Origin of the sequence: Mesorhizobium silamurunense, from assembly GCF_014843905.1 — a bacterium.
GTDB classification, from domain to species: Bacteria; Pseudomonadota; Alphaproteobacteria; order Rhizobiales; family Rhizobiaceae; genus Mesorhizobium; species Mesorhizobium silamurunense.
The window spans coordinates 1-17,362 of record NZ_LPVS01000095.1; the positions used below are offsets into that span (position 1 = coordinate 1).

Sequence of the window (17,362 nt, forward strand, 5' to 3'; positions counted from 1 at the left end):
CAGGCATCTCAAGCGCTCGCAGGCCGAGCGCGACGCGCAGCAGCGCCAGGCAGCCAGAACCAAGCAGGTCCTTGCCGCGGCCGGCTTGCCGGTGATGGAATCCTCCACCCATATCGTGCCGGTGCTGGTCGGCGATCCCGAGCTCTGCAAGATGGCGAGCGACCGCCTGCTCGGCGTGCACGGCATCTACATCCAGCCGATCAACTATGCGACCGTGCCACGCGGCACCGAGCGGCTGCGCATCACGCCGACGCCGTTCCATTCGGACGCGCTGATCGCCGAACTGCAGGACGCGCTGGTCGAGACCTGGGACGCGCTCGGCATCCCCTATGCCGCCTCCGGGCGCCCTGCGGTGGCCAAGAGCGACCGCATCATTCCGCTGCTGGTGCCGAAGTCAGGCGGGTGAGAGCGGAATCTACCAGGCGGGCCACAAAGACCGCGTCGTCCGCGAAGTTTCGCGCTGATGCCAAGACGCTCGGATGGGAGTTGAGCTCTTGGTCCGAGCCGTTACTGGAGCCGAGTATCCGTCAGCGGCCGCCGAAGACTGCAACAGAAATATTGGCTCGTCGCCAAACTCTCGTGTCAGAAGCTTGGCATTTATGGGCAGATCGAAAACTTATCAGCAGAGCCAGTTACTTGAATAGTAGTCGTGATGGCCCTGGTGCGCGGACGTTCAGAAGCGGACTCGGGGCTCGCTGTATGCATCGACATGATCTGACCCAATGCGAAGTTCGACCTTCGGTGCACAGGCGACCGCGATCTGTCGCGAACGAATCGGACAACAACGCGACGCCTGACGGACGCTGCACCAAACTCGCCAGCATTCCAATCCAGCGCCATGCGGGCCGTCGCGGTACCCGCCGATTTTTAGACCGAAATGTTTCAACTTCGGTGCCGAGGGCGCTGCGGCGGCTGGAGTGAAACCCTACGCTTTTCGCGGTCTCGCATTGACGACTATGGAGGCCGAGCCAGGTTCGACGCGGCCCACAAGTCTGGCCGAGGGGTAACCTGCCGCGATAATCTTGTCGACGAGCGCCGCGGCGCTGTCCCCCTCGCAGGCAACCAACAACCCCCCCGAAGTCTGTGGATCGGTAAGAAGATGGCGTCGCCACTCCGGCATATCCGGCGGCAGGAGCACTGCATCGCCATAGCTCGACCAGTTGCGCCGCGACGCGCCGGTGACGAAACCGCGCTCCGCGAGCACTGCCGCTTCCTCAAAGACGGGAACGTCGTGGTCGCAAATGACGAACGTGCAGCCGGAGCCGCGCGCCATCTCAAGGGCGTGTCCGAGCAGGCCGAAGCCGGTCACATCGGTGATAGCGTGGACGCACGCATCCCGCGCGAGATCCGAACCAACCCGGTTGAGAAGGGTTGTCGAAGCGATCATCTCTTCGTAGCCGTCAGGCGACAACGTCTGCTTCTTGATGGCCGCTGAATAGACCCCGACGCCGAGCCCCTTGGTCAGGATCAGCGCATCTCCCGGCTGGGCTCCCGAATTGCGCCGGATGTCCGCTGGCCGGCAGGTGCCGATCACGGCAAGCCCGTAGATCGGCTCCGGTGAATCGATCGAATGGCCGCCCGCTATCGGTATCCCTGCCGAAGCGCAGATGTCGCGGCCGCCTTTCAGGATTTCCCGGACCATGTGCGTCGGCAATTTCTCGATCGGCATTCCGACGATTGCCAAGGCCATGATCGGCAGCCCGCCCATTGCATAGACGTCGGAGAGCGCATTGGCCGCGGCGATCCGGCCGAAATCGTATGGATCGTCCACCATCGGCATGAAGAAATCGGTGGTCGCAATCACGCAGGTCGTGTCGTCGATCTGCCAGACGGCGGCATCATCCCCGGTTTCGGTACCGACAAGGAGCTGCCTGAAGGGGCCAGGTTCCGCCTGCTCGGCAAGAAGCTGCTGGAGGACGGACGGCGCCAGCTTGCAACCACAACCGCCGCCATGAGCAAGGCTGGTCAGGCGCAGAGGAGCTTCGGTGATATCGCCCCGCAACGCGGGAGCCGTTTCCAAGACCACGCGATACTGTAGGACCACGTTCCGAAAAGCGTCAATCGCATTTTCCTGCGCGAAACATTTGCCGACTTCGATCTGCGCTCTAAGTGTTTGACATTGCGCCAATTCGGCTCAAAATGGCGTCAGTATTCCTTGGTTCTGGATGCCCCATGGGCATGGAATTCGGGAGGAAATCCAGATGAATGTTGAACTCTCACGGCGCGCGTTCCTGCAGGCGGCAGGCGCGGGTCTCGCCGGCACGGCGATCGGAGCCCTCGGCTTCGGCGACATCGAGGCCGCATACGCGGTGGCCATACGGCCCTTCAAGCTCGCAACCACGGTCGAGACGCGCAACACCTGCCCCTACTGCTCGGTGGCCTGCGGCATCATCATGTATTCGAAGGGCGATCTTAGAAAGGGCGAGCAGGCCGACATCACCCATATCGAGGGCGATACCGACCACCCGACCAATCGCGGCACCTTGTGCCCCAAGGGGTCGGCTTTGCTCGGCTTCGTGAAATCTCCGACCCGCCTGCAGCATCCGATGGTCCGCAAACCCGGGTCCGACAAGTTCGAGCCGATAAGCTGGGAAAACGCGCTTGGCCGCATCGCCCGCCTGATGAAGGACGATCGCGACAAGAACTTCGTCGCGAGGAACAATGACGGCGTGACGGTCAACCGGTGGATCACCACAGGCTTTCTCGCTGCCTCGGCTTCGACCAATGAAACCGCGTTCGCGACCTACAAGGTGGTGCGCAGCGCCGGAATGCTGGTGTTCGACAACCAGGCGCGTGTCTGACACGGCCCAACGGTGGCGAGTCTCGCCCCAACATTCGGCCGCGGCGCAATGACCAATTCCTGGACGGACATCAGGAATACGGATCTTGTTGTAATCATGGGCGGCAATGCCGCGGAAGCGCATCCTTGCGGCTTCAAATGGGTCACGGAAGCGAAGGCCAACCGCGGCGCCAAGCTTATCGTCATCGACCCGCGATTCACGCGCTCGGCTTCGGTGTCGGATCTTTACGCGCCGATCCGCCAGGGAACTGACATCGCCTTCCTGCTCGGCCTGATTAACTACTGCATCCAGAAAGACAAGGTGCAATGGGACTATGTGAAGGCGTTCACGAACGCGACCTATGTCGTCAAGCAGGGCTTCACATATCAGGACGGCCTCTTCTCCGGCTATGATGAGGCGAAGCGGGACTATGACAAATCCAGTTGGGATTATGACATAGGTCCGGATGGCTTTGCGGTTGTCGACGAGACACTGGCGAATCCCCGCTGCGTCTGGAATCTGCTCAAGAAGCATGTCGCGGTCTATACACCTGAGATGGTCGAGCGCATCTGCGGCACGCCCAAGGACCGCTTCCTGAAGGTAGCCGCGATGGTCGCGGAAACCTCTTCGCCGACCAAGGCGATGACGTCGATGTACGCGCTCGGCTGGACCCAACACTCGAAGGGCTCGCAGAACATCCGCGCCATGGCGATGCTGCAGCTTGTTCTCGGCAATATCGGGATACGCGGCGGTGGCATGAACGCGCTGCGCGGCCACTCCAACATCCAGGGGCTCACCGATCTCGGGCTGATGTCGAACCTGCTACCCGGCTATCTCACGCTGCCAACGCAGAAGGAGCCGGATCTGGCAGCCTACATGTCGACCCGCGGCTTCAAGCCGTTGCGGCCGAACCAGATGAGCTACTGGCAGAATTACAGAAAGTTCTTTGTCAGCTTCCAGAAGTCGATGTGGGGAAGCGCGGCGACCCCGCAGAACGACTTCGCCTATGACTATCTGCCGAAGCTCGACGTGCCGGGCTACGATCTGCTGCGCGCTTTCGAGCTGATGCACCAAGGCAAGATGAACGGCTATTTCTGCCAGGGCTTCAACCCGCTGCAGGCGGCCCCGAACAAGAAGAAGGTGATCGAATCCCTCTCGAAGCTCAAATTCCTCGTCATCATGGATCCATTGGACACGGAGACGGGGCGGTTCTGGGAGAACCATGGGCCGTACAACGATGTCGATCCGTCGCAGATCCAGACGGAGGTCTACCAGCTGCCTTCAACCTGCTTCGCCGAGGACGACGGCTCGCTGGTCAATTCCGGGCGCTGGCTGCAGTGGCATTGGGCCGGTGGCACGCCCCCCGGCGAAGCCAAGCGCGATACGTGGATCATGGCGCAGCTCTATCTGCGCCTGAAGGAGCTCTACACCAAGGAAGGCGGCGCCTTCCCCGATCCGATCGTCAAGCTCAACTGGCCTTATGCCGATCCCGGCGATCCGAAGGCCGAGGAGCTTGCCCAGGAGATCAACGGCAGGGCGCTTGCCAGGGTGACCGACACGGCCGACCCGACGAAGGTGCTGGCCGAGGCCGGCAAGCTGCTGCCGGCCTTTGCCGCGCTGCGTGACGACGGCTCGACCGCCTGCGGCTGCTGGATCTATTCCGGCTGCTTCAACGAGAACGGCAACAACATGGCCCGGCGCGATACGACCGATCCGGACGACGCCGGCTTCTATTCGAAATGGGCGTTCTCATGGCCCGCCAACCGCCGCATCCTCTACAACAGGGCGTCGGCTGACCTCACCGGAAAACCTTGGGATCCAAGCCGCAAAGTGATCGAATGGGATGGCGCCAAGTGGTCGGGTTACGACGTGCCCGACATTGTGCCTACTGCCAAGCCCGATCAGGTCGGTCCGTTCATCATGAACCCGGAAGGCGTCTCGCGTCTCTTTACCCGAGGCATGATGCGCGACGGACCATTCCCCGCGCACTACGAGCCGTTCGAGTCGCCGATCGTCAATCCGGTCGCGCCGAAAGTCCGCGGCAATCCGGCCGCTCGTGTATTCGAGGGCGACATGGCCCAGTTTGCCGAAGCGGCTTCCAAGGACTTCCCCTATGCGGCGACCTCCTACAGGCTGACCGAGCATTTCCACTTCTGGACCAAGCACGTCATCGTCAATGCGGTGATGCAGCCGGAATTCTTCGTGGAGATTTCGGAACAGCTGGCGGCCGAGAAGGGCATCACCAAGGGCGGCTGGGTCCGCGTCTGGTCGAAGCGCGGTTCGGTTGTGGCGAAGGCCATGGTGACCAAGCGGATCAAGCCGCTTACCTGCGATGGCAAGACCATTCACATCGTCGGGATTCCGCTGCACTGGGGCTTCACTGGAGCGGCGAAGAAAGGCTTCGGCCCGAACATGCTCACTCCCTTTGTCGGCGACGCCAATATCGAGACGCCCGAGTACAAGGCGTTCCTGGTCAATATCGAGCCCGCACCGGGCCCGGTGGCATAGGAGGGGCAAGCGATGTTTCCTCCTCTTCCCAATCCTTCGACGACGCAGACGGCGCCGCGTTTTTCCGAGAAGGACCTCATCCGCCGCTCGGCGTCGACCGTGCCTGCCCCCGAGCAGCAGTTGACGGAAGTCGCCAAGCTCATCGATGTCTCCAAATGCATCGGCTGCAAGGCGTGCCAGACGGCCTGCATCGAGTGGAACGACACGCACCCGGAGGTCGGCGTCTTCGCCGGTGCCTTCGAAAATCCTCCCGACCTGACGCCCGACATGTTCACGCTGATGCGCTACAGCGAATGGGACAACCCCGAAACCAACGAGCTCGAATGGCTGATCAGGAAGGACGGCTGCATGCACTGCGCCGACCCCGGTTGCCTGAAGGCCTGTCCGGCGCCGGGCGCCATCGTGCAGTATTCGAACGGCATTGTCGATTTCGTCCACGAGAACTGCATCGGCTGCGGCTACTGCATCAAGGGGTGCCCGTTCAACATCCCGCGCATCTCCAAGGTCGACCACACGGCCTATAAATGCACGCTTTGCTCAGACCGCGTCGCGGTCGGCCAGGGCCCGGCCTGCGCCAAGGCCTGTCCAACTCAGGCGATCGTGTTCGGCACCAAGGATGAGATGAAGGGCTGGGCCGCAAAGCGTGTGGAGGATCTGAAGTCGCGCGGTTTCGCCAATGCCGGCCTCTATGATCCGCCGGGCGTCGGAGGAACGCATGTGATGTATGTGCTCCATCATGCCGACCAGCCGGAACTCTACTCGGGCCTGCCGAAGGACCCGAGGATCAGTCCGCTCGTGGAGGCGTGGAAAGGTGTGACCAAATATGCGGGCCTCACGGTCTTGGGCGTGGCAGCCGGCGTCGGCTTGCTCCATCATCTGATCATGGGACCGAACAGGGTAACCGAGGCGGATGAGGAGCACGCCGAAGAGTTGACGGAAGGCGACAGCCATGCCCGCCGATGACCTGAAGCCAAACGAACAGATACATCCCGGCAAGCCAGTTATCGTGGACCGCTACACAGTCGGGGCGCGGATCAACCACTGGATCACGGCGGCTAGCCTGATCCTGCTCGCCCTGTCCGGCCTCGCGATGTTTCACCCGAGCCTGTTCTTCCTGTCGCGCCTTTTCGGCGGGGGTCAATTCACGCGCTTCATCCATCCATGGATCGGCGTCGTGCTCTTCTTCAGCTTCCTTGGGCTTTTCCTTCGGTTCTGGAAGGCCAACCTGTGGAGACGCGATGACGGAACGTGGCTCGCGCGTTTCCGTGACGTGTTGGCCAATCACGAGGACAATGTCCCCGAGGTCGGCAAGTACAATGCCGGCCAGAAACTCGTCTTCTGGTCAATGTCGGTGTTGATTGTGATCCTGATCTCCAGCGGACTGGTGGCATGGGATCAATATTTCTCCCAGTATACGACAATCGATCAGAAGCGCGTGGCCATACTTGTCCACTCCATCGCTGCGGTGGTGATCATCGGCGTCTGGATCGTCCATTTCTACTCGGCCATTTGGGTGCGTGGCACCATTTCCGCCATGACCCGCGGACGGGTGACTGGCGGTTGGGCCTGGCGGCATCATCGCAAATGGCTGCGGGAGCTCGTCACCAGATCGAGCAAGGGAACGGGATCGTCGGGGTCGAAGCCCGCCGAATAGAGCGGGTGCTGGCGGGATGACTTTTGCGCCCTAGTTTTTGTGTTTGCGCATGATTGTGTGCGCCGGTCAGGCACCACGTGGCCCGTGCGGTTCGTGAGGTTCGAATGCCAAGACAGATCATTTCGGCCGGTTCCGACCCCACCGCCATTGGCGAAGTCTCCGCTCCTCCTTTTGCCCGCCTTCCTGAGCCTATGCTTCTGTTCTGTCGCCGCGCTGAGCGGTGGAACGCGCTGGCGGCAGGCCATGACCTGGGTCCCTATCTTCGCTTTCTTGCCGCTCTCGCCGATGTCCAGCACCGCATCCAGGAAGGCTTGGCGGAGCCGGAGATGCCTGATGCCGCAGCACGCGAGCGTGCGCGCAGCTTTGGAATGCCGCCGCTCGACCGCGGCAACCTCGCGCTCGACAGGGCCGCCGAAACACTCGACCGCCTGGTCGTCGCGGCGTCGGAGATCAAGAAGACGGTCGCCGCGACCGATGCGCTGGACCGTTTGAAGCAGGCTACTCCGGCGAAGCGCGCTGGCATGGTGCGCAATGTGCTCGCCGACGCGATTCCGATGGAGGCGCTCGCCGAGCACATCTACGTCGCGGCCGCGCTGCAGGTTCACTTCGCCCGTCTCGCCGCCCGCCTCGATGCCCGCGCGCTGGTGCCGGTAGGCGACGGCGCATGTCCCGCCTGCGGCAGCCCGCCGACATCCTCGATCATCGTCGGCTGGCAGGGCGCGCACGGGGCGCGGTTCTGCGCGTGCTCGCTGTGCGGCACTTTGTGGAACTACGTGCGCATCAAATGCACGCTGTGCGGCTCGACCAAGGGCATCGGCTACCAGGAGATCGACGGCGGGCCGGGCACGGTGAAGGCCGAGACCTGCGATTCCTGCGGCTGCTATGTGAAGGTCCTCCATCAGCATAAGGATCCCGGCCTCGATCCTGTCGCCGATGACGTGGCGACGCTTGGGCTCGACATCCTCGTCCGCGAAGGCGGCTATCGCCGTGGATCCTTCAACCCTTTCCTGATCGGCTATTGAGGGCGCGATGACTAGTCTGCCTACAAGCCGCCTGCGCGATCTCCCGTCAGTCGATCGCGTGCTCAAGTCTCCGCTCGCAGCCGCAACGGTCGAGCGCTTCGGGCAGCAGGCCGCGACGCGCGCCATCCGGGAAGCGCTCGAAGAAGCACGGGCGGCCTGCCGTACCGGGGCCGCAGTGCCTGAGCCGAGCGACCTCGCCGCCGACGCGCTCGTCCGCCTCAAGGCCGCGGAGCGCCCATCGCTGCGCCCGGTTTTCAACCTGACCGGCACTGTGCTGCACACCAATCTCGGCCGTGCGCTCATCGCGAGCGAGGCGTTAGAGGCGATGTGCGCTGCCATGGGCGAAGCGGTGGCGCTCGAATTCAACATCGGGACAGGCAGACGCGGCGAACGTGACGATCACCTGCGGATGCTCATATGCGAGCTCACGGGGGCCGAGGACGTGACCGTCGTCAACAACAACGCCGCCGCAGTCCTTCTCGTTCTCAACACGCTCTCGCTTGGCCGCGAGGCCGTCGTGTCGCGCGGCGAATTGATCGAGATCGGCGGCTCTTTCCGCATGCCGGACATCATGACCCGCGCGGGCGCGAAACTCGTTGAGGTCGGCACCACCAACCGCACGCATCCCAAAGATTATCTGTCGGCCATCGGTCCGGCGACCGGGCTTCTTTTCAAGGTGCATACGTCCAACTACCGGATCGATGGCTTCACGGCGGAGGTCTCGGCGCGCGAGCTTTCGGTGATCGCCAGGGAGCGTGGTGTGCCTCTCATCCACGATCTCGGCTCCGGCACGCTCATCGATCTCACACAATACGGACTCACGCACGAGCCTACCGTGGGCGAGGCGATTGCGGACGGCGCCGATCTCGTCACCTTCTCTGGCGATAAGCTCCTCGGAGGGCCGCAGGCGGGTTTCATCGTCGGCCGGAAGGATCTTCTTGCCGAGATCAACCGAAATCCGATGAAGAGGGCGCTTCGCCTCGATAAGCTCCGGCTGGCCGCGCTGGAGGCGACGCTGAAACTCTACCGCAATCCGGATCGTCTGGTGGAACGTTTGCCGACCCTGAGGCTGCTCGCGCGCCCCGCTGTCGATATTGTCGCGCAGGCCCGGCGTCTCGCTCCCGTCCTTTCCAACGTTCTCGGCGATGAATTTGCAGTGGACGTCGCGGACTGCCGCAGCCAGGTCGGATCGGGCGCAATGCCGCTCGACACTGTGCCGAGCGCCGGGCTTGCCATCAGCCACCAATCAGGAAGCGGTCAGGCCCTGGAAGCGCTCGCGGCAGCATTGAGGGCGCTGCCCGTTCCGGTGATCGGGCGCATCGAAAAGCATGCGCTCATGCTCGATCTGCGCTGCCTCGAGGACGAGGCCGGCTTGGCGGCCAATCTTGCGAGCTTCTCTCCAGGAGGCAGTGGTGCGGTGGCTTGATCGTCTCGCGCACAAGCAGTCCCGGACATCCGTGGCTGACCAGTTAGCCGTCGCCCTCAACGCTGCCAAGCGCGGCGACTACGCCACGGCGCTCGGCATCTGGGAGCCGCTGGCGCGGTCTGGATCGGCTCGCGCCCAAAACAACGTCGGCGCCTGCTTCGCCGAGGGGCTCGGCGTCGAGCGTGACGGCAATCTCGCCTTCCGCTGGCTGGCGCTCGCCGCCGAAGCCGGCGATCCGGTCGGGCAGCGGAACCTCGCCTCCCTCTGTTTCCGTGGCGAAGGCGTCGAACAGAATTACCGCCGCGCGGCCGAACTCTATCTGGTCGCGGCCGAACAAGGCGACGGACCGGCGCAGGACATGTTGAGCTGGATGCTGCTCGAGGGTGAGGTGATCGAGCCTAACATTGCCGAAGCGCGACGCTGGGCGCTGGCCGCCGCCAAGCAAGGAATCGCATCGGCGATGACCCGTGTCGGCATGCTCTATCACAATGCACTCGGCGTATCGCGCGATCCCGGCGAAGCGGTCCGATGGTGGCGCAAGGCCTCGTTGCTCGGCGATACGGACGGTCAGGCCATGCTCGGCGCTGCCTACCATCTCGGGGCGGGCGTTCCCGCCGACGCTGTCGAAGCCTACGCCTGGCTCCTGCGCGCGCAAGCAGGCGGTAGCGTCCTCGCAGGCCGGTATATGCAGGCGGCACGCGCTGCGCTCACCGCGGACGAAATCGCCGAGGCCGAGCGCCGCGCCACGACGTCGCTCGAGGAGCCTATGCCATGATCGTCGGGACGGCTGGACATGTCGACCACGGCAAGACGGCGCTGGTGCATGCGCTGACCGGCGTCGACACGGATCGGCTCCAGGAAGAGAAGGCGCGAGGCATGACGATCGATCTTGGCTTCGCCTATCTTCCGACGCCGAGCGGGGACATCGTCGGTTTCGTCGACGTTCCTGGCCATGAGCGCTTCGTGCATACCATGATCGCCGGCGCCAGCGGCATCGATCTCGTGCTGCTGGTCGTGGCGGCCGACGACGGCGTCATGCCGCAGACGCGTGAACATCTGGCGATCATCGATCTCCTTGGCATCAAGCGCGGTCTGATTGTGCTCTCGAAGTCCGACCTGGCCGAATCCGATCGTCGCGCTGCCGTTGCAGCGGACATCCGCTCCGCGCTCGCGGATACCGCTCTCGCCGAGGCCGAATTGATTCCGGTCTCAACCGCCACCGGCGAAGGCATCGACGATCTCCGACGCCGGCTATTCGAGGAGGCGCGGCGATTTGTCAGTCGCGCGGCTTCGGGCCGCTTCAGATTGGCGGCGGATCGCTGCTTCACGCTGCATGGAATCGGCACGGTCGTGACTGGTACCGTCCTTTCAGGTTCCGTCGGCATCGGTGACAAGGTTGCGGTGAGCCCATCGGGGCTGGAAGCGAAAGTGCGCTCGATCCACGCCCAGAACCGGGCGGCCGAACGCGGCAAGGCCGGCGACCGCTGCGCGCTCAACCTAACGGGCGAAGACATCCACAAGGCAGCAATCCGCCGCGGTGACGTCGTCCTCGATCCAGAACTTCATGCACCCACGGATCGGATCGACGCGGAGCTGCGTGTTTTATCGGGAGAGCACAAGTCGATCGGTCAATGGTTTCCGGTACGGCTCCATCATGTTGCCGCCGAGGTCGGAGCCAGGATTGTGCTTCTCGGCGACGACCCGATCGCGCCCGGCGGCATTGCCAAGGTTCAATTGGTTCTGGAGAGCCCGATCGCGGCCGCCGCCGGCGACGCCTATGTGGTTCGAGACACCTCGGCACAGCGGACCATCGGCGGCGGGCGCTTCATTGATTTGAGGGCGCCGAGCCGCAAGCGTCGTGGCCCTGAACGGTTGGCTAGGCTCGATGCATATGCAATCCCCTCCCCCGAGAAGGCCGTAGCAGCGCTTCTCGAGGCTCCTCCCCACTACCTGGACCTAGGCGTGTTCGCGCGCGATAGAGCGCTTGGCGCCGGCGAGACCGCACGTCTGATCGAGCGTCTCGGCCTCTTCGATATTCCCGCCGATCGGACACGCTTTGCAGTATCGTCAACATGCTGGGCGCAGCTCAAACGGGACCTGATCGCGACCCTGGAGACCTTTCACGCCAGCAATCCGGATGTGCCGGGCATTGCAGCGGAAAGGTTGCGCCTTCAGCTCGATCCGCGTCTCCCGGCTCCCCCATTTGCCGCCCTTCTGCGCAGCCTGGCTCGAAGCGGCGAGCTTGGCCTTGACGGCGCCTGGGTGCGGCTTCCGGGCCACGAGGTCCATCTCGCGCCAAGGGAAGAGGCGCTTTGGCTGCAGATCAAGCCGCTGATAAGTGGTTTTGAGCGATTGCATCCGCCGCGGGTGCGCGATATCGCCGGTGCGTTGGCCAGACCGGAAACGGAAATCCGCCGGATTCTGAAGCTCACCGGCCGCATTGGGAAAGTGCATGAGATCGCGCACGATCACTTTTTCCTGCGCTCGGCGCTGGCCGAGATCGTTGAAATCGCCCGTGATCTAGCCGGCGAGCTTGACGGGCAGTTCAGCGCTGCCCGGTTTCGCGACCGGGCGGGTTGCGGGCGCAAGGTCGCCATTAATATTCTCGAATTTCTGGATCGGCACGGCGTCACCTTGCGGCGCGGCGATCTGCGACGCCTCAACAGCCAACGGCTGGATCTGTTTCGCAACGCAGACGATAATGAGTCGCAGACTGTAAAGACTTCTGGAGGAGCAGCGTCCCCGGTGGGGCGTCCGGACTTCAAATCCGGGAGGGGCCGCGAGACGGTCCTTGGTGGGTTCGACTCCCACTCTCTTCCGCCATCCGGTTGAAGACGCGACAATGGTGACGGCCCCTTTCCTGCATGAACTGAAAGCTGCGGCCGAGGCTGCCAAGACTGCCGAGGGACACTTCCGGCGGGATGCCGCCGTGCGGATTGCGACGCTTGAGCAGGAACGCGCATTCGCTTTCAGGCGCTTCAACCTCATGCAGGCGATCGCCGAGGCCATCGCTTCGGCGGAAAGCGAGGAGGTAGCCGTAGCGGGCGCCTTCGCCGTCCTGAGCATGCGTCTCGGCTGGACTTCGGACAGCGAGCCGCGCTCCGAAGTGACTACACGTTTCGCCCCGGTTGCGCTGGCGGTGTTCCGCGCTTCCAAATCGGGAAAGGACGGACCTGCAACGGACCTCCACGACGCCCTCGCGGATTTCGAGAATTGGTACGCCGAAACGCGAGGATCTCCGTTCTGGACACTATTCGAGCACCAGATGCCGGACACGCCTGTCGTCGATTTTTGAAACAAGCGGTCCCCAGCGCATTGCAGCACCCGCAATGCTGAGGACGGCTTCGGTCGACTTGCGCGGTCGCATTGGCAACTCGGACTGCCGCAATGGAGCGTCTCCAACCCGGCGACGCAACGCCGCGATCTCGTCGGCAATCGTTGCCGGGGTCTGTGCCGGGCTCCTCTTCGGTCGCGACGAGCGATCCGCCATGCCGGCAGGTCCTTGCGACAGGAAACGCTCGACCCAGCGCGCCACGATCTTCGCCGTCACGCCATAGGTCCGCGCCGCAGCGGCTTTGGAAAGACGCCCTTCAACAACCGCGCGGGCCATCTCCTCTCGAGGCAACGGCGTCAAACGGGCATTCTTGTGGATGTTCATTCGGCCCTCCGGGAACCACTGAAGCTTTGACAACCTCAGCTTTCCCGGCCCGGGCCGAATGGACAACCTCCTGAAAGCTCACAGCTAGAGCGGGGCAAGGCGCAGTTTGTCCCGCGCGATCTTCCAAGCGGATTCGACATGCCGGCGCGCCGCCGCCTCCGCCTCCTCCGGCTTGCGCGCCCGGATCGCGTCCATGATCGCGTTCATCTCGGCGATCGCCGGCTCGCGCCGGTTCGCCGAGGCGATCGTCATCGAGCGCAGCTGGTTGATGCGCACATTCAGCCCACTGACGATCTCCCAGGCGACGCGCTTGTCAGCGGCCTCGAAAAGCGCTTCGTAGAACCCTGTCGTCGCCCGCATCACAGCCGGCGGCTTGCCTGAGGCCCAGGCCTCAAAAAGGGCCCCCAGCGCAGCCTCGAGGACAGCCAGTTGCGCGTCAGTCGCGGACATGGCACAGGCCCGCGCGGCGATCCCTTCGAGCAGGGCCCTGAGCTCATAGATCTCGTCGGTGCGGCCGAGATCCGGCTTGGCCACCGCCGGACCATGTCCGGGGACCATCTGCACGAGGCCCTCAGCCTCCAATTGCCGCAGAACCTCGCGCACAACCGAGCGGCTGACGCCAAGCTGGTCGCAAAGCGGCCGCTCCACCAGCCTTTCGCCCGGCTGGAAATGAAAATCCATGATGGCCTCGCGCATGCGTTCGAGAGCCAATGTTCTCAACGTCTTGGCGCTGCGATCGATGCGAAGCGTATCGTCCGGCATGTGCTTGCTCCCTGCGCCGCAACGAAAACAGATTCCATGGCCGGTTGACAAGGTATTTGGCGCTCCATAGTATGGTATACCATAAGACGATGCAGGAAATGACGTTTTTCTCGAGTGTCGCCCGACAGAGGTTTCATGCAGCCAGCCATTCGTAAGATCGTCACCTACAGCGAGAACACGCTGATCGAAGGCGGCAAGGTAGCACCCAGGCCGCTGCGTCTGATCGGCGTCGCCGCCGTGCTGACGAACCCCTGGGCGGGTCGCGGCTTCACCGAGGATCTTTCGCCCGAGATCCGCGCCTATGCGCCGGTGCTCGGAGAGATGCTGACGCACGAGATCATCGCCGCCGCCGGTTCGGCTGAGGCTATCGAAGGATACGGCAAGGCCGCGATATGCGGCACGTCTGGAGAAATCGAGCACGCATCGGCGCTGATCCACACGCTGCATTTCGGCAACCATTATCGCCGCGCCGTCGGCGCCAAGACTTATCTCGCCTTCACCAATCTGCGCGGCGGACCGAACACGCCGATCATGATCCCGCTGATGGACAAGAACGATGAAGGCCGCCGCTCGCACTATCTGACCGTGCATTTCCAGATCGGCGACGCGCCGGCGCCGGACGAGCTGGTCGTGGCGCTTGGCGCTTCCATCGGCGGCCGTCCGCATCACAGGATCGGCGACCGCTACCAGGACCTCAAGGAAGTGGGCGACCTGCATGGCTGACGCGGTCGCATATGGATGGATCCGGGCCGCCGCGCCCGACGGCACCAGCTTCATCCGCGCCGGATCGGGCGCGCCGGTGCTGTTCATCCACGGCGTCGGCATGAACGCGGCGATCTGGCAGCCGCAGATCGAAAGGATGGCCGATCTGTGGGACGTCATCGCCATCGACATGCTCGGTCACGGCCTGTCGCCGCTGCCGCCGCAGGCGCCGGAGCTGGCCGACTACGCCCGGCAGGCGATCCGGCTGCTCGATCATCTCGGCCTCGATCGTGTGTCCGTCGTCGGCCACTCGATGGGCGCGCTCATCGCGCAGGAACTCGCTCTGTCGGCGCCGGAGCGTATCCGCCGCGTCGTTTCGCTGAACGCCGTGTTCCGGCGTTCGCCTGAACTCGCCGAAGCCGTGCGCCAGCGTGCCGCCGCCCTCACCGGCCGCGGCGATGCGACGGGCGCCGCGCAGACCATCGCTCGCTGGTTCGGCGATCCGGTTCCGGCCGAGCTCATCGCGGCGGCCGGGAAGACGGCGGCGGCGTTGGGTGAGGTCGACCCCGAAGGCTATGCCCGCACCTATCGCCTGTTCGCCCGCGCCGACAGCGACCACGCAGACCGCCTGCAGGCCTTGGCCATGCCGGCCCTGTTCATGACCGGCTCGGAGGACAAGAACTCCTCGCCGGCAATGTCGGCCGCCATGGCCAGGCTCGCGCCGCATGGGCGCTGCACCGTGCTCCTAGGCCAGAGGCACATGATGGCGGTGGCGGCACCCGATCTCACCACACGCCACATCGTCGACTTTCTCAACGAAGGTGAAAGCCTGGAGCAAAGTGACGGAGCGGCCGCGGACGCCGGCTTCGACAGCGGCGAGTTCCGTCGCGCGCTGGGGTCCTTCCTCACCGGGGTGACGATCGTCACCACGATCGGACCGGAAGGCGAGCCGCGCGGCTTCACCGCCAACTCCTTCACCTCGGTGTCGCTCGATCCGCCTCTGGTGCTGGTCTGCATCGCCCACAAGGCGCTGGGCCATCCTGTTTTTACGACATCGAAGAGCTTCGCCATCAACATCTTGAACGAGAGCCAGAAGACCGCCTCCGGCATCTTCGCCTCGAAAGCGGCTGATAAGTTCGCCTCGGTCGAATGGCGCCCGGGACAGACCGGCAGCCCCGTTCTGGACGGCTCGGTCGCGTGCTTCGACTGCGACATGGAGCGGCTGGTCGAGGCGGGCGATCATTCGATCCTCATCGGTCGCGTTCGCGATTTCGAGCACAACTCGGCGCAGCCACTCGGCTATTGCCGCGGCGCCTACATCACGCCCGGCCTCAGCCAGGAGGCGCTGGCCGCCGCCCAGCCCGGCACCGATGTCGGCGCCATTCTCGAAAACGGCGGCCGTATCCTGTTCCTGGAAACGCCGGATGGCTTCCTCGAACTGCCGCGCGGCCGGGGACTGGGCTCGGCAAGCGACGGCAAGAGCCTCAACGGGCTTCTGGCCGCAAAGGCCATCGAAGCGCAGCTCGGCTTCCTTTACGCCGTCTGGGACGATGCTGGAAATCAATCGCGCACGCATGTCTACTATCGCGGCACGTTCGATGTGCCGGCCTCCAGCGATCGCGGCATCCGGCTGATCGACATCGACGCGATCGACGGCTTGAAGATCGCCGATCCGGCGATCCGCTCGATGCTCATCCGTTATGTGCGCGAATGCACCGAGGACGCGTTCGGCGTCTATGTCGGCAACGAGGTCGAGGGCGAGGTGAGGCCGCTCGCCAGGGCCGCCTTCAATACAGGTGACCAAGGATGAAGTTCTCTCTCTTCGTGCATATGGAACGCTCGGACCTCGCCAAGTCCCATTCGGAGCTGCTGGGCGAGCTCAGTGAGCTGGTCCTGTTGGCGGAAGAGGCGGGCTTCGAGACCGCCTGGATCGGCGAGCACCACGGGATGGAGTTCACCATCTCACCCAATCCCTTCATCAACATCGCCTATCTGGCGGCCAAGACCAGCCGCATCCGACTTGGCACCGGCACCGTGATCGCGCCCTTCTGGCACCCGATCAAGCTCGCCGGCGAAGCGGCGATGGCCGATGTCATCACCGGCGGCCGGCTCGACATCGGCATCGCGCGCGGCGCCTACAGCTACGAATACCAGCGCGTCTTTCCGGGGCTCGACGCCTGGGGCGCCGGCCAGCGCATGCGCGAGATCATCCCGGCGATCCGCGGCCTCTGGGACGGCGATTTCGAGTTCTCCGGCGAGTTCTGGCAGTTCCCTTCCACCACCTCCTCGCCAAAGCCCCTGCAGAAGCCCTACCCGCCGATCTGGGTGGCGGCGCGCGACCCGAACTCGCACGACTTCGCCGTCGCCAACGAGTGCAAGGTCCAGGTGACGCCGCTGGCCGCCGGCGACGACGAGGTGACAAGCCTGATGCAGCGCTTCAACGCCGCCTGCGCCGCCCATCCCGAGATCCCGCGCCCGGAGATCATGCTTTTGATGCACACATTCGTCGCCGAGGACGCGGCCGATGCCGACCGGCTGAGCCAGGACCTGTCGAGCTTCTACTGCCAGTTCGGCGCCTGGTTCCAGAACAAAAAGCCGGTGCGTCAGGGCATATTGGAGCCGCTGACCGCCGATGAGATTGCCGCCATGCCGCAATACGCGCCGGACAAGATGCGCCAGAACCTGGTGATCGGCGAGGCCGACGAGGTGATCGCGCGGCTGAAGGCCTATGAAGCGCTCGGCTACGACCAGTATTCGATCTGGATCGACAGCGGCCTTTCACATGAGCGCAAGAAGAAATCGCTGCAACTGTTCATCGACCGGGTGATGCCGGCCTTCCACTGATCGCGA

At 63.9% G+C, this 17,362-nt stretch carries 13 protein-coding genes, 1 tRNA gene and 2 pseudogenes; 13 read left to right on the forward strand and 3 right to left on the reverse strand.

The window, feature by feature from the left end; all coding sequences use genetic code 11:
- The coding region (locus AU465_RS28470; protein ID WP_192255557.1) for an aminotransferase class I/II-fold pyridoxal phosphate-dependent enzyme at window positions 1-406 on the forward strand (406 nt) is incomplete at its 5' end.
- Between the two features lie 519 nt (window positions 407-925).
- On the opposite strand, the gene selD is transcribed toward AU465_RS28470, so the two are convergent.
- Entirely contained in the window at window positions 926-1,990 is a 1,065-nt protein-coding gene (gene selD / locus AU465_RS28475) for a selenide, water dikinase SelD (RefSeq protein ID WP_192255665.1), read from the reverse strand.
- A 211-nt stretch (window positions 1,991-2,201) separates the two neighbouring features.
- Here selD and fdnG point away from each other — a divergent pair, with 211 nt between their 5' ends.
- From fdnG to AU465_RS28520, 9 genes and pseudogenes are all read left to right on the forward strand, one after another.
- Complete coding sequence (fdnG, locus tag AU465_RS28480; RefSeq protein ID WP_192255559.1) at window positions 2,202-5,288, forward strand: formate dehydrogenase-N subunit alpha; 3,087 nt, start codon at window positions 2,202-2,204, stop codon at window positions 5,286-5,288.
- A 12-nt stretch (window positions 5,289-5,300) separates the two neighbouring features.
- Window positions 5,301-6,251 carry a formate dehydrogenase subunit beta gene (fdxH, locus tag AU465_RS28485; protein WP_192255561.1) on the forward strand — a complete coding sequence of 317 codons (951 nt, stop codon included), beginning with the start codon at window positions 5,301-5,303 and terminating at the stop codon, window positions 6,249-6,251.
- Window positions 6,238-6,942: a formate dehydrogenase subunit gamma gene (locus tag AU465_RS28490; protein WP_192255563.1), complete on the forward strand. Its 705-nt coding sequence runs from the start codon at window positions 6,238-6,240 to the stop codon at window positions 6,940-6,942. The genes fdxH and AU465_RS28490 overlap by 14 nt, the downstream gene beginning before the upstream one ends.
- 104 nt (window positions 6,943-7,046) lie before the next feature.
- Window positions 7,047-7,964 carry a formate dehydrogenase accessory protein FdhE gene (fdhE, locus tag AU465_RS28495; protein ID WP_192255565.1) on the forward strand — a complete coding sequence of 306 codons (918 nt, stop codon included), beginning with the start codon at window positions 7,047-7,049 and terminating at the stop codon, window positions 7,962-7,964.
- A 7-nt stretch (window positions 7,965-7,971) separates the two neighbouring features.
- A complete protein-coding gene (gene selA, locus AU465_RS28500; protein WP_192255567.1) occupies window positions 7,972-9,390 on the forward strand; it encodes an L-seryl-tRNA(Sec) selenium transferase in 1,419 nt (472 codons plus the stop codon).
- A complete protein-coding gene (locus AU465_RS28505) occupies window positions 9,377-10,165 on the forward strand; it encodes a tetratricopeptide repeat protein (protein WP_192255569.1) in 789 nt (262 codons plus the stop codon). Before selA ends, AU465_RS28505 begins: the two co-directional genes overlap by 14 nt.
- Window positions 10,162-11,991: pseudogene (selB, locus tag AU465_RS28510) on the forward strand (selenocysteine-specific translation elongation factor); the annotation flags it as partial. The gene AU465_RS28505 and the pseudogene selB, both read left to right, overlap by 4 nt.
- Before the next feature lie 126 nt (window positions 11,992-12,117).
- Window positions 12,118-12,213 (forward strand) — tRNA-Sec (locus AU465_RS28515).
- A gap of 19 nt (window positions 12,214-12,232) precedes the next feature.
- Window positions 12,233-12,685 carry a hypothetical protein gene (locus tag AU465_RS28520; protein WP_192255571.1) on the forward strand — a complete coding sequence of 151 codons (453 nt, stop codon included), beginning with the start codon at window positions 12,233-12,235 and terminating at the stop codon, window positions 12,683-12,685.
- A 108-nt stretch (window positions 12,686-12,793) separates the two neighbouring features.
- Here the strand turns inward: AU465_RS28520 and AU465_RS28525 are convergent.
- Window positions 12,794-13,048 (reverse strand): annotated as a pseudogene (locus AU465_RS28525) (leucine zipper domain-containing protein); the annotation flags it as partial.
- Between the two features lie 84 nt (window positions 13,049-13,132).
- The gene (locus AU465_RS28530; RefSeq protein ID WP_192255573.1) at window positions 13,133-13,810 is read right to left on the reverse strand and encodes a GntR family transcriptional regulator; all 678 of its coding nucleotides are present in this window, start codon (window positions 13,808-13,810) and stop codon (window positions 13,133-13,135) included.
- A gap of 135 nt (window positions 13,811-13,945) precedes the next feature.
- Between AU465_RS28530 and AU465_RS28535 the strand changes: the two genes are divergently transcribed.
- The 3 genes from AU465_RS28535 to AU465_RS28545 are packed head-to-tail and all read left to right on the forward strand — an operon-like array spanning window position 13,946 to window position 17,356.
- Window positions 13,946-14,533, forward strand: a complete 588-nt coding sequence (locus AU465_RS28535; protein WP_192255575.1) for an amino acid synthesis family protein — start codon at window positions 13,946-13,948, stop codon at window positions 14,531-14,533.
- Window positions 14,526-16,322, forward strand: coding sequence for an alpha/beta fold hydrolase (locus tag AU465_RS37235; protein ID WP_192255577.1), 1,797 nt, complete (start codon window positions 14,526-14,528; stop codon window positions 16,320-16,322). Before AU465_RS28535 ends, AU465_RS37235 begins: the two co-directional genes overlap by 8 nt.
- The gene (locus AU465_RS28545; RefSeq protein WP_192255580.1) at window positions 16,319-17,356 is read left to right on the forward strand and encodes an LLM class flavin-dependent oxidoreductase; all 1,038 of its coding nucleotides are present in this window, start codon (window positions 16,319-16,321) and stop codon (window positions 17,354-17,356) included. The genes AU465_RS37235 and AU465_RS28545 overlap by 4 nt, the downstream gene beginning before the upstream one ends.
- The last annotated feature ends 6 nt before the right edge of the window (window positions 17,357-17,362 follow it).